Source organism: Candidatus Pelagibacter ubique HTCC1062, from assembly GCF_000012345.1.
GTDB lineage: Bacteria > Pseudomonadota > Alphaproteobacteria > Pelagibacterales > Pelagibacteraceae > Pelagibacter > Pelagibacter ubiqueversans.
Genome location: NC_007205.1, coordinates 1,011,561 through 1,024,633 on the forward strand (window position 1 = coordinate 1,011,561; position 13,073 = coordinate 1,024,633).

A 13,073-nucleotide genomic window follows, 5' to 3' on the forward strand; every position below is an offset into this window, starting at 1 on the left:
TTCTTAGCCAGCAATTACAGCTAACAATAATAAAGCTACAATATTAGTAATCTTAATCATTGGGTTTACAGCAGGACCAGCAGTATCTTTGTACGGGTCTCCAACAGTGTCACCAGTTACAGCAGCTTTGTGTGCTTCAGAACCTTTTCCACCGTGATTTCCGTCTTCAATATACTTTTTTGCATTATCCCAAGCACCACCACCTGCAGTCATTGAAACAGCTACAAATAAACCTGTAATAATTACACCTAACAACATTGCACCTACTGCAGCTAAAGCAGCAACTTGACCACCTATAGCTAGTATTACAAAGTATAAAACAATAGGAGAAAGAACTGGCAATAATGAAGGTATAATCATTTCTCTAATTGCAGCTAAAGTTAATAAATCTACTAATTTAGCATAATCAGGTTTTTGTTTACCCTTCATGATACCTGGATATTTTTTAAATTGTCTTCTTACTTCGACAACCACTGCACCACCTGCTCTACCAACGGCTTGCATACCCATTGATCCAAATAAATATGGAAGCATTCCACCAATTAATAACCCAACTACAACGTAAGGATTTGATAAATCAAAAGTTACAACAATTCCTTCAAGCTTTGAACCTGCTACACCTGAAAAGTGTTTGATATCCTCAACATAAGCTGCAAATAATACTAGAGCACCTAAACCTGCTGAACCTATAGCATAACCTTTAGTAACAGCTTTAGTCGTATTACCTACTGCATCTAATGCATCGGTAGTTTTTCTAACACTATTTGGTAATTTAGCCATTTCAGCAATACCGCCAGCATTATCTGTTACAGGACCATAAGCATCAAGAGCAACAACCATACCTGCTAATGCAAGCATTGTAGTTACTGAAATAGCGATACCATAAAGACCAGCGATTGAATTTGTTGCTAATATACCGGCAACAATAATTAAAGCTGGTACAGCAGTGGCTTCCATAGAAACAGCTAAGCCTTGGATAACGTTTGTTCCATGACCAGTTGTAGAAGATTTAGCAATACTTCTTACTGGTCTGTATTCAGTACCAGTGTAGTATTCAGTAATCCAAATTAATAGTCCAGTAATAACTAAACCAATTATTCCACAGTAATACAAACTCATACCAGTAAAACTTTTACTATTAACAGTATATTCGCTTGCAAATCCGATTACATAATCAGTAACAGGGTATAAAATTATTAATGAAGAAACAGCAGAAACTACAAATCCTTTATATAAAGCGTTCATAACATTTTTACTTTTTCCAAGTTTAACAAAGAAAGTTCCTAAGATTGATGTTAAAATACAAGCCCCACCAATAGTTAGAGGATAGATCATCATATTTATATCACCATAGAAAAATATCGAAGAAAGAACCATTGTTGCAACAATTGTTACAGCGTAAGTTTCAAATAAGTCTGCTGCCATACCAGCACAATCACCAACGTTATCTCCAACATTGTCAGCAATTACAGCTGGATTTCTAGGATCATCTTCTGGAATACCTGCTTCAACTTTACCAACTAAGTCAGCACCAACATCAGCACCTTTTGTAAAAATTCCACCACCTAATCTTGCAAAAATTGATATTAAAGAAGCACCAAAACCTAATGCTACTAATGCATTAATAACTTCTCTGTCATCAATGCCTGCTTTTAATAAAAAATAGTAATAAACTGCGATTGCAAGTAAAGCTAATCCAGCAACTAACATTCCAGTTACAGCACCTGATTTAAATGCAACTGCAAGACCACTTGCTAAACCTTTTCTTGATGCTTCAGCAGTTCTAACGTTAGCTTGAACAGAAACTAACATTCCAACATAACCAGCTATACCTGATAATGTAGCACCAATAAAATAACCTAAACCAACTAATGGACTGAACACAAAGAAAATAATGACTAAAACAACAACTCCAACCACGGCAATTGTTTTATATTGTCTTGCTAAATAAGCCTTAGCACCAATTTGAATTGCTGATGCTATTTCTTGCATCTTGGCATTTCCTGCACTTGAGTTAAGGATATTCATGCCTGTAAAAAAACCATAAACGATTGAAAGAGATCCAGCTGCTATGGTAAATAATAATATTGTTTCTATTAGTGAGTTCATTTTGCCTTTGGTTGTTTGGTTGTTAAATTTTATTCTTTAAAGTCCGGACAATACAAAAAAAGCAATAAAAGGCAATATTTAACTTTTTAAAACTTATGAAAATAACCTTTATTTTTAAGGGTAATTTGCCGATTTTCAACATCTACAATGGATGATTTTTTAACATGGCTTTGAATTGTGCCAATTTTAGTTAGCTTAACTCTGCAATTAGTAGCTATTTTTCTTATGATTCTCATCTTATTTTTAGAAGCTGTAAATAAGACCTGATAATCATCACCATTAGAAATGTAATTAATCTTAGATAGTTTTTTAAGAGCAAGTATCTTCTTTAGGTTACTTGAAATTGGAATATCTTTTAAAAAAATTTTATAAGATAATTTCTGATTATTAATCATTTTAACAAGGTCCGCTATAAGTCCATCAGATATATCAATTGAGGTATTGGCAAACTTTTTAATTTGATCAATTAATTTTAATTGAATATTTGGCATAAAATATTGATTAGTAAAATATTTTTTTAATCTTGAATTAAGCTTAATTTTATTTTTTAAAACTAATAGCCCTAAATAGCTGTCTCCTATATTTCCAGAGACATATACATCATCATAAAGTTTAGCTTTGTTTCTATAGATAATATTATCGGCAAAACCTATTGAAGTAATTGTAAAACTTAACTTGTTAGAAAAAACTGTATCTCCACCACTTAAAAATATTTTATATTTATTTTGTTCTTGATTAAGTGATTTGCTGATTTTTGATAAATTTAATTTAGAAAAACTTTTTTTATTACCAGAACCAGAAATAAAATAATATTTTGGTTTAATACCTTTGCATATTAAATCTGAAATTGATGATCTAATTATTTTTTTAATGACAAGATCAGGTCTTTTAAAGTCTATGAAATGATTGCCTTCTGTATAAGTATCAACAGATACTGCTAATTTATTTTTTTTATCAAAAAAAACATCATCATTCAAATTTAAGGCACTTGGTGATTTTTTAGAAAGTTTTTGAAAATAATTTTTTATTAATTCAAATTCATGCATTAGTGGTTCTTATTTTTTTAGCTATTTTGTCTAATATTGCATTTAAATATTTAGTTTGACCATCTTCTAAAAAAAAGTTTGATGCATCAAGATATTCTTTAATAATTATTTTAGAAGAAACTTTAGGTTTGTATAAAAACTCAAATATAGCAGATTTTACTATCACTTGAAAAACCTGGTCTAAATTAGTTAACTCTAAGTCCTCACTTAGATATTTTTTAACCTCTTCTTTAATAACTTCATCTCTTTCAATAGTACCTAAAACAACATCCTTAATGAATTTTTTAAATCTATGTTTGGGAAAAGTTAAGTCTGTGTCATCATTAAAAAAATTTCCATATAATTTTTGGATAATAATTACCCTCGGACTTTGATTGGGATTATATGGAGTTCTCATTGTTATTGAGAAAGAACAGATATTACAGCTTGAGCTGCTTCTCTACCCTTTTTCTTCCTAGCTATAGCTTGACGCATATTAAGACAGGTAATAATTCCATTACCAATGGGTTTTTTGCTATCTACAGAAAGTTTCATTATTGCATCAGTTGAAGAATGAGAAATAAAATCAAAATGAGGTGTTTGGCCTTTAATAACACAACCAAGAGCTAAAAAAGCATCGTATTTCTTAATATTCTTTGAAATCGTAACTGGTATTTCAAAAACACCAGGAACATTAATAATTTTTATTAAACTAGATTTAGGTAATATGCTCTTTGCACTACTTAGTAAACCCTTTGATATATCTTTATAATAATCAGCAATAACTATTAGATATTTTCTTTTCATTAAATAATTTCCTGTTTAGTAATCTTTATATCATAACCTTCCAAACCAATAACTTTTTTAAGAGACTTAGTAATTAATATCATATTTTTAATCTTTAAATCTTTAATTATTTGAGCACCAATACCATAATTTCTTATAAGCTTATCATTTCCTTTTTTATAGAAATTTTTGTTTTTATAATCCTTAAGTGTTTGTGTAACAGATTTTAAATTTGTATCTTTTATAAAAACTAAAACACAGTTATTAAATTTCTTAAAATAATTTAAAGTTTTATCAAATGAATTTGGTAATTGTTGATTGATTAAATAATTTTGAACTACGTTAGAAGAAATTACTCTAACTCTTGGTATTATCCCTTTTTTAATATTTCCTTTAATCAAAGCAAAATGCTCAGATCCATCTAAAAGGTTTTCATAAATTCGAATTTTATATTTTTGATTTTTTACTTTAATATCTGATTGTTTTTTAAGTTTAATTAATTTTTCTTTTTTTAAACGATAAGCAATAAGATCTTCAATTTTACCTATCTTTAAATTATGTTTGTTTGCAAAATCAAATAAATCTTGGCCTTTGGCCATTGTCCCATCTTCATTCATTATTTCACAAATAACTGCAGAGTTATTTTTTTTAGCAAGTTTTGAAATATCAACAGAGGCTTCTGTGTGACCAGCTCTTACTAAAACGCCGCCGTCTTTCGCAATAATTGGAAAAACATGTCCAGGTGAAACTATGTCTTTCTTATTTGCATTTTTTTTTGAAGCAATTTTAATTGTCTTTGCTCTATCTTTTGCTGAGATACCTGTTGTTATTCCTTTTTTTGCTTCAATAGAAATTGTAAATGCAGTTTTATTCCTTGATTGATTGATTGGTGACATCAAAGATAAATTTAATCGCTTTGCTTGTACACTATCTAGCGCCAGACAAATTAATCCACGACCATATTTTGCCATAAAATTTATATTTTTAGCGCTTGAGTCAGTGGTTGATATTATTAAGTCTCCTTCGTTTTCTCTTTTCTCATCATCAACTAAGATGAACATACCACCTTTCTTTGCGATATTTATTATACTTTCAATGGATGCATAATTATTTTTTTTCATTAAAATAATTTCTAACGTATTTAGATAAGATATCTATCTCTATATTAACTAGACTGCCTTTTTTTAACGAAGATAAATTAGTTAGCTTAAAGGTGTGTGGAATAACCCAAACTTGAAAACCTTTTTTGGTTACTTTGGAAATTGTTAAAGAAATTCCATTTATACATATAGAGGCTTTATCAATTAAATTTGCTCGTTCTTTTTTAGGAATTTCAAAATTAAATAAATATGATTTATCAATTTTTTTAATACTCTGTATTTTGCCTACCGCATCGATGTGGCCTTGGCAAATATGTCCTGATATTTTTTGGCCAAATTTTAAAGGAAGTTCAAGATTAATTTTATCATTTATTTTTAAGAATTTAAATTTTGATCTTTGTATAGTTTCATCAGAAAGATAAAATTCCATTATCAGATTTTTAATATCGATTAATGTTAAGCAAACACCATCACAAGCAACTGATACACCCAAATCTTTACGAGTTAATTTTAAATTAGCTTTTACAAAAATATTAATACCTTTTGATCTTTTTTCAAATTTAGTAATTAAACCTTGATTAAAAATTATTCCATTAAACATAATATTATTTGTAAAGCGTGATTACGTCTTTGCCTAATTTTTTATTAATTTTCAATTTATTTTTATAATTTTTCTTTAATTCTTTAAGAAAACCAAACTCTTTATGATTAACTAACTTTGATAAACTTTTACTACATTTGTATAAATAAAATTCATTAAATAATTTTTTTTTAATAATGTGTTTAGAAAGATCATTTCCCCCTTCAACTAATAAATTCCTACAGCCAAGGACATAGAGTTTCATTAAAATTGATTTAATATCAAAGCTATTTTTATTTAATTTACTTTTGATTAAAGTTATACCTTTTTTTTTTAACATTAATTTCACCTCAGCTTTGGCGTTATAATAAAAAATTATAGTATTGTCTTTATTTGCTGTTTTAAAAATATATGAATTCTTTTTAATTTCTAAGTTTCTATCTAAAATTATTCTTTTAGGAGAAAATTTACTCAAACCTTCTAGTCTGCAATTGAGTTTTGGGTCATCTTTATTTAACGTTTTGGAGGAAATCATTAACGAGTCATTTTTATATCTAAGAAAATGTGTAAATCTATCAGTATGAATATCTGAAATTCTTTTAGTATCTTTGCTATATATCAAATTATTTTTAGAAATTGCAATTTTACCAGTAACATAAGGAAGGTTTTTTTTTCTATTAAAAAAATAAGGTGCGTAAAATTTATTAATTTGTTTTTTGAGTAAATCTTTTTTTACTAAAATATTTTTTGACTTAAGAATATTTAAAGTTTTACCTTTAACTTTTTTATCAATATCTTCAACTCCATAGACAACTTCTTTAATTTTATTTTTAATTATAATATTTGTGCATGGGGGTGTTTTTCCATAATGACTACATGGTTCAAGGGTCACATACATTTTTGAGCCTTCTATATTTTCATGTGAATTTTTAATGGCATTAAATTCTGCATGAGGCGTACCTTTAAAACCTGTTTGACCAATTGAAAGTATTTTATTATTTTTGACAATCACACAGCCTACAGAAGGATTAATTCCAGTTAGTCCATGACGAGCTTTTGCCAAATTCAAGGCAAGCTCCATAAAAATTTTATCTTTAATTGAAAATTTATCTTTTTTTGTAGACATCTAATTTGTCAACGAATTGCACAAAGTCTTTTTCTTCTCTAAAATTTCTATAAACAGATGCAAATCTAACGTATGCAACAGGATCAAGATCTTTCAAACCTTCCATAACCATTGTGCCAATTGTATTTGATGAAATTTCACTTTGACCAAGTTCTTCTAAAGCTCTTGAAGTTCGACTAATAAATTTTTCTGCAGTTTCGGTATCAATAGGTCTTTTCTTTAATGCTATATAAATTGATTTAGAAAGTTTATCTCTATCAAACGATGATTTTCTTCCATTCTTTTTGACGACCATTATTTCTCTAAATTGTACTCTTTCGAAAGTTGTGAATCTAGCTCCACACACACAAAGTCTTCTTCTTCTTATGGCAGTTCCATCTTCTGTAGGTCTAGAATCTACTACTGATGTTTCACCTTTTTTACAAATTGAACAAATCATTATTTCAAATTTTTATATATTGGAAAGTTAGATGTAAGATCTATAACTTCATTTCTAACCTCTTCTTCAATTTTACCGTTGTCCTCAGGGTTTTCAGACAAACCTTTTACAACTTTAGTAATTAATTCACCTACTTTCTCAAACTCTTTTAAACCAAAGCCTCTAGTTGTTGCAGCTTGAGTTCCAAGTCTTATCCCAGAAGTAATCATTGGCTTTTCAGAGTCAAAAGGTATTCCATTTTTGTTACAGGTAATATTAGCATTAGAAAGGCTTTCAGCAGCGGCATTACCCTTAACATTGAAAGGTCTTAGATCAACTAACATTAAATGAGTATCCGTTCCACCAGAATAAATTTTAAAACCATTATTCTTAAGTGTCTCAGATAAAATTTTGGCATTTGCCAAAACTGATTTGATATAATCTTTAAAATCTGGCCTTAAAGCTTCCAAAAACCCAGCAGCCTTTCCAGCGATGACATGCATCAACGGTCCACCTTGATAACCAGGAAATACTGCAGTATTAAATTTTTTTGCTAGGTCTTCATGATTAGTTAAAATAATTCCACCTCTAGCACTTCTGAAAACTTTATGAGTTGTTGAAGTAACTACGTGTGCGTGTTCACATGGGTTAGGATAACCTTTACCAGCAACTAAACCTGAAAAATGAGCCATATCCACCATCAAATATGCCCCTACTTTATCAGCAATCTCTCTAAATCTTTTAAAGTCAATTACTCTAGAATAAGCGCTACCACCACAAATTATGAGTTTTGGTTTATGTTCTAATGCAAGTTTTTCAACATTATCATAATCAATAAGTTCAGACTCTTTATCAACGTCATACCCTATGGGATTAAACCATTTACCTGACATTGATATTTTTAACCCATGAGTAATATGTCCACCAGAATTTAAACTCATTCCCATAAATGTATCACCAGGATTTAATAGCGCTAAAAATACAGCACCATTTGCTTGAGCCCCAGAATGTGGTTGGGCATTTGCAAATTTACAATCAAAAATTTTCTTTAATCTCTCTATGGCTAAATTTTCAGCAACATCAACATGCTCACATCCATTATAGTATCTTTTTCCAGGATATCCTTCTGCATATTTATTTGTTAATACAGAGCCTTGAGCCTCTAAAACAGCTTGAGAAACTATATTTTCAGAAGCAATTAATTCTATATGTTGTTGTTGTCTTTTTAGCTCATCACTTATGGCTTTATGTAATTCTGGATCAGTTACAGATAAGCTGTCATCAAAAAAGCTTTTATAATTTTCATTTAAATAGTTTTTTTCACTAGACATAATTAAATCTTTTTAATTCTTTTTGCGTGTCTTCCACCTTCAAACTTTGTATTTAAAAAAACGCTTACACAATTTATAGCAGTTTTTTTAGTAAGAAGTCTTGAACCTAATGTAATGATATTTGCATTGTTATGCAATCTTGATAATTTAGTTGATTTCAAATTAAAACACTGAGCGGCGCGTATATTTTTATGTCTATTTGCAGCAATATTCATTCCCATCCCAGAGCCACATACGAGTATGCCTGCATGATTATTGTTTGTTTTAACTTTTTTAGCAACTTTATGAGCATAGTCTGGATAGTCAACACTTTCACTATTGAATGGACCTAAGTCTGTATAGTTAATTTTCTTTTTATCTAAATGAAGTTTAATTAATTCTTTTAATTTATAGCCAGCGTGATCAGAGGATAAAAATATTTTTTTCAATTTAATTAAACTTATAATCTAAAACACAGGCTACCAAGTGAACTCTGTTTTCTTCACCACCATTAAAGGCATTATGGTATTTTACATTATTAGTTACCCACACTGAGCCATCAGCAGGCATATGTTTTGCGACATTATCAATAACCATTAAGCAACCAGGGTTTGTAATTATAGGTATATGTAACCTTGGCTCTGGATCTCTATGCCAACTCAATGTTGATCTTGGCTCCTTAAGTAAAATTCTAACTCTACCTAATTTGTATTTTGAAGAAAGTGCATCAAATACTTCCTTGAAATAAGTGTTTTCATAGTCTGGTATAAATTCAGAGTATGCAGCCTCATCTATTGAAACATCTCTAGTAACTTCTTTTCCTGATTTGTCTGGTTTTGTCCAGTAAGAGCCTCTAGCCTTACTTCCTTTAATAGAATCTGGATCTCCAGGAATTTGTGTTAAACAAATAGCCCCAAAGTGAGCAATACCACCGCCATCATCAAATTTTCTTGTTTGAACAATTTGGTTATAAGCTTCTTGGAGTTTATTAATATCAAATTTAATATCTTGTTTTTGAAAATCACTAAAATCTAAAACTTTTTGATCTTTTTTTAGATCTAAGTCAATTATGTTTTTGTTGTCTAAGCTCATGCAGTTGTTTTCTACCTTTTTTAATATATATTTGTATAATACATTTGTCGCATTTTAAAAGCAGATTTAAACATGATTACAGGAAATTACCCAAATTTAAGACTTAGACGTAGTCGTAAAAATGATTGGTCTAGAAGATTAGTTCAAGAAAATAGCCTGTCATCTAGCGATTTTATATTACCTATATTTTTGATTGATGGAAAAAATATAAAACAATCCATTAAAACAATGCCTGATGTTTATAGATACACAATAGATAAACTTGGAATTATTGTTGATAGAGCAATCAAAAGCAAAATACCTATGGTTGCATTGTTCCCTTATACAAATAAAACAAAAAAAAATGAAATTGGAAGTGAGGCATTGAATGAAGACAATCTTGTTTGTAAGGCCATTCGATATATTAAAAAAAGATATAAAAATGAAATTGGTATTATGTGTGATGTAGCTTTAGATCCTTATACCTCACATGGTCATGATGGTTTAATAAAATCAGGCTACGTGTTAAATGATGAAACTATTGAAGTATTAATAAATCAATCATTGTTACAAGCAGAAATTGGCTGTGATATTCTGGCTCCCTCAGACATGATGGATGGAAGAATAGGTAAAATAAGAAAAGCTTTAGATAAGGAGGGTCATGAAATGGTTCAACTACTTTCTTATGCAGTAAAATATGCTTCAAGTTTTTATGGTCCATTCAGAGATGCAGTTGGTTCTAAAGGTTTGTTAAAGGGTGATAAGAAAAATTATCAAATGGACTTTAGAAATAGCAATGAGGCAATAAGAGAAGTGGCGTTAGATATTAAAGAAGGAGCTGATATGGTTATGGTTAAACCCGGTATGCCCTATCTTGATATAATTAAAACAGTTAAAGATAATTTTAAAATTCCTGTTCTTGCTTACCAAGTATCAGGTGAATACTCACTATTAAGTAATAGTATCAAAAAAGGTCTAATAGATAAAAACTCAGTGTTAGAGAGCTTGATTGCTTTTAAAAGAGCCGGAGCAAACGCTATAGTAAGCTATTACGCAGATAGAATTGAAGATTTAATAAAATAACTATTTTAAAAGATTAATAAAATGAGTTCTAGAAGTAGGAAGATTTAAATTATTTGGTTTTAGAATACTTTTTTCAAGGTAATCACTAACAAGCTTGAGACCTTTAAGTAAATTTTTTAAATTAACATCCATATTATTTTCATCTATTAAAAAATTTGGAATACTTTTTTTTTCAGTTGAGGATTTAACGTAATAATTGACTTCACTATCAACAATTTCTTTTTCAGCCATAGTTTTTAATTCCAAATCATATCCCAATAATTTTAAAAGTTCTAACTCCCAGAAAATATATTTTTGAATCCAATTTTCAGAGTTTAATATTTCAAAAAATTTATCAATTAATTTAAAAATTTCTTTATTAGATTGTGCTTCAGCAGTAAGAAGTTTTATAAGGTGCATTGCCGATGTAATGCATGATAGTTTCTGATTTTGATCGAAATAGAGCGGTGTTAAGGCTTTTAAAATCTCTATTTTGAAATAACCAATTCTAGTAACACTTTTAGAATTATAGTTTACATAAATCTTATTACCAATTTGCAAGTAGTTTTTGATTTTCTTTGAAGTCCCACCAAAAATTATCCCTGAGATTTTTCCATGGTTTTCTGTAAAGACCTCAGCGATTATTGAATTTTCACTATATCTATTTTTAGAAACTAAATAAGCGCTATCGTCCCAATTCATTTTTTAAAAATATCCTGTAAACATAAAGAAGCAGCATTCTGCTCTGCATCTTTTTTAGAAGTTCCTTCTGCTGTAAAAAATTTAGTATTTTTTAATTTAACGGCAACTTTAAAAAGAGGTTTATGTCGGGGCCCTGTATTTGAGATTAGTTTATAAATAGGCAAAACTTTGAAAATTTTAAGTGAGTATTCTTGTAGTTTTGTCTTAGCATCAATTTGAGTTATAACACTTGCTGTAATATGTTCGCTCCATAAATTAAGAATAAATCTTTCAGTAAAATTTAAACCTTTATCAAGATAGATCGCTCCGATTAAGGCCTCTAAACAATCTGCTACAATTTTATCTTCAATTTCAATTTTTTTATTCTTGGGGTTTAAAACTAAAATATATTTCTCTAGTTCTATTTTTTTTGCAATTTCTAAACATTTTTTTTTATTTACCAATGAAGCAAATTTTTTATCTAACACCCCTTCTTTTTCATCAGGATAAAGTTCTAGTAATTTTTTTGCAATAATAAGACCTAAAACTCTATCCCCTAAGAATTCAATCTTTTCATTGTTGTTTATTGAGTCAAAACTTTTATGGGTTAAACTCTTAATAAAAATTTTTTGATCAGAAAACTTTAACTTTAATTTTTTTTCTAATTTTATGGGGTTAGTTTTCATTAAATAATTTTCTTAAAAAACCTGTCGAGTCTAATTGTCTTATGCCATTTCCAAAAAGAAAAAATATTTCCAATTCTAAAATCGGATGAAAAAAAAATAAATTGAGCTTTACCGACTAAATTATCTTCATGTACATATCCAACACTAGTCAAATATCTACTATCTTTAGAACAGTCTCTATTATCTCCTAAAAAAAAGTAGTGTTGAGGCGGAACTATAAAGTTATCTGAACTTTGAAAACTATAACTTTTTAAATATACACTATTATGTGTTTTGCCGTTTGGAAGCTTTTCTTCAAATGTATTAACATCTATTGTTTGATTTCCACAATAAATTTTATCCTTTTGAGAAATTCTAGATTTTAATATTTGATTATTATTTACGAATAAATCGCCGTTAATAAATTGAACATTGTCACCTGGGAGACCAATTAATCTTTTAATATAATCAGTTCTGTTATCAGCTGGTGTTTTAAAAACAATAATATCTCCAACCTTAGGTTTATTATAAAATAGTCTTCCATTTATTATTGGTGGACTAAAAGGAAAAGAATGCTTGCTATAACCATAAGAATATTTCGTAACAAACAATCTATCACCAATTAATAACGTTGGTTCCATTGATGATGAAGGAATATAAAAAGGCTGAATAAAAAGAGATCTAATAACAATAGCTATAACTAAAGCATAAAAAATTGTTTTAATATTATCGATTATAATTTTTTTTGATATCATTTTTTTTGTAAAATCACGTAGGCTACAGAATATTTTTTTTCATCTGAAATTGACAGAAAGAAATTAAAGGATGATATTTTAAATCTCTTTTTAACAATTTTTTTTATTTTGTCTGTGACCACAAATGAGGGTTTACCTAACTTATCGTTAATTACAGTTATATCCTTAAAATTCAAATTCTCTCTAAAACCAGTTCCAATTGCTTTAGAAAATGCTTCTTTGGCAGCAAATCTTTTAGAATAAAAAGATTTTTTATTAGTTATTTTTTTTGCTAACAATATTTCTGAGCTAGAAAAAACTCTTTTAATAAAATTAACATTTTTTAAAGATTTATGTATTCTAATATTTTCTACTATATCAACACCAATACCTAGAATTTTCATAT

At 28.8% G+C, this 13,073-nt stretch carries 16 protein-coding genes; 1 reads left to right on the top strand and 15 read right to left on the bottom strand.

The genetic code is table 11. The features are described 5' to 3' along the window. Positions 1-3 precede the first annotated feature (3 nt). The 11 genes from SAR11_RS05205 to SAR11_RS05255 all read right to left on the bottom strand — a co-directional run bounded on the left by SAR11_RS05205 (position 4) and on the right by SAR11_RS05255 (position 9,546). Positions 4-2,109 (bottom strand): sodium-translocating pyrophosphatase, encoded by a 2,106-nt coding sequence (locus tag SAR11_RS05205; protein WP_011282130.1) that lies wholly within the window; start codon positions 2,107-2,109, stop codon positions 4-6. An 86-nt stretch (positions 2,110-2,195) separates the two neighbouring features. After that, positions 2,196-3,155, bottom strand: a complete 960-nt coding sequence (thiL, locus tag SAR11_RS05210) for a thiamine-phosphate kinase (RefSeq protein ID WP_011282131.1) — start codon at positions 3,153-3,155, stop codon at positions 2,196-2,198. Next, positions 3,148-3,552, bottom strand: a complete 405-nt coding sequence (locus SAR11_RS05215; RefSeq protein ID WP_011282132.1) for a transcription antitermination factor NusB — start codon at positions 3,550-3,552, stop codon at positions 3,148-3,150. The genes thiL and SAR11_RS05215 overlap by 8 nt, the downstream gene beginning before the upstream one ends. 2 nt (positions 3,553-3,554) lie before the next feature. Next, entirely contained in the window at positions 3,555-3,941 is a 387-nt protein-coding gene (gene ribH, locus SAR11_RS05220) for a 6,7-dimethyl-8-ribityllumazine synthase (protein ID WP_006996882.1), read from the bottom strand. Continuing rightward, positions 3,941-5,041, bottom strand: coding sequence for a 3,4-dihydroxy-2-butanone-4-phosphate synthase (ribB, locus tag SAR11_RS05225; RefSeq protein WP_006996881.1), 1,101 nt, complete (start codon positions 5,039-5,041; stop codon positions 3,941-3,943). Before ribB ends, ribH begins: the two co-directional genes overlap by 1 nt. Beyond that, a complete protein-coding gene (locus SAR11_RS05230) occupies positions 5,028-5,621 on the bottom strand; it encodes a riboflavin synthase (RefSeq protein WP_011282133.1) in 594 nt (197 codons plus the stop codon). Before SAR11_RS05230 ends, ribB begins: the two co-directional genes overlap by 14 nt. Positions 5,622-5,625: 4 nt before the next feature. Beyond that, entirely contained in the window at positions 5,626-6,726 is a 1,101-nt protein-coding gene (gene ribD, locus SAR11_RS05235; protein WP_041185792.1) for a bifunctional diaminohydroxyphosphoribosylaminopyrimidine deaminase/5-amino-6-(5-phosphoribosylamino)uracil reductase RibD, read from the bottom strand. Further along, complete coding sequence (gene nrdR, locus SAR11_RS05240; RefSeq protein ID WP_006996878.1) at positions 6,707-7,165, bottom strand: transcriptional regulator NrdR; 459 nt, start codon at positions 7,163-7,165, stop codon at positions 6,707-6,709. The genes ribD and nrdR overlap by 20 nt, the downstream gene beginning before the upstream one ends. Further along, positions 7,165-8,475, bottom strand: coding sequence for a serine hydroxymethyltransferase (gene glyA, locus SAR11_RS05245; protein ID WP_011282135.1), 1,311 nt, complete (start codon positions 8,473-8,475; stop codon positions 7,165-7,167). Before glyA ends, nrdR begins: the two co-directional genes overlap by 1 nt. A gap of 2 nt (positions 8,476-8,477) precedes the next feature. Next, positions 8,478-8,903 carry a ribose 5-phosphate isomerase B gene (gene rpiB / locus SAR11_RS05250; protein WP_006996876.1) on the bottom strand — a complete coding sequence of 142 codons (426 nt, stop codon included), beginning with the start codon at positions 8,901-8,903 and terminating at the stop codon, positions 8,478-8,480. Between the two features lies 1 nt (position 8,904). Further along, a complete protein-coding gene (locus SAR11_RS05255; protein WP_011282136.1) occupies positions 8,905-9,546 on the bottom strand; it encodes an aspartyl/asparaginyl beta-hydroxylase domain-containing protein in 642 nt (213 codons plus the stop codon). A gap of 72 nt (positions 9,547-9,618) precedes the next feature. Between SAR11_RS05255 and hemB the strand changes: the two genes are divergently transcribed. Next, on the top strand, positions 9,619-10,608 hold the full coding sequence (gene hemB / locus SAR11_RS05260; protein WP_006996874.1) for a porphobilinogen synthase: 990 nt from the start codon (positions 9,619-9,621) through the stop codon (positions 10,606-10,608). Here the strand turns inward: hemB and recO are convergent, their stop codons facing one another. From recO to acpS, 4 genes are read right to left on the bottom strand one after another with little or no spacing between them, the layout of a single operon-like run. Beyond that, the gene (gene recO / locus SAR11_RS05265) at positions 10,609-11,289 is read right to left on the bottom strand and encodes a DNA repair protein RecO (RefSeq protein WP_006996873.1); all 681 of its coding nucleotides are present in this window, start codon (positions 11,287-11,289) and stop codon (positions 10,609-10,611) included. It abuts the gene before it with no gap. Continuing rightward, a complete protein-coding gene (rnc, locus tag SAR11_RS05270) occupies positions 11,286-11,954 on the bottom strand; it encodes a ribonuclease III (RefSeq protein ID WP_006996872.1) in 669 nt (222 codons plus the stop codon). Before rnc ends, recO begins: the two co-directional genes overlap by 4 nt. Further along, positions 11,954-12,688 (bottom strand): signal peptidase I, encoded by a 735-nt coding sequence (gene lepB / locus SAR11_RS05275; RefSeq protein ID WP_006996871.1) that lies wholly within the window; start codon positions 12,686-12,688, stop codon positions 11,954-11,956. Before lepB ends, rnc begins: the two co-directional genes overlap by 1 nt. Continuing rightward, on the bottom strand, positions 12,685-13,071 hold the full coding sequence (gene acpS / locus SAR11_RS05280; RefSeq protein WP_006996870.1) for a holo-ACP synthase: 387 nt from the start codon (positions 13,069-13,071) through the stop codon (positions 12,685-12,687). Before acpS ends, lepB begins: the two co-directional genes overlap by 4 nt. Positions 13,072-13,073: the final 2 nt, after the last annotated feature.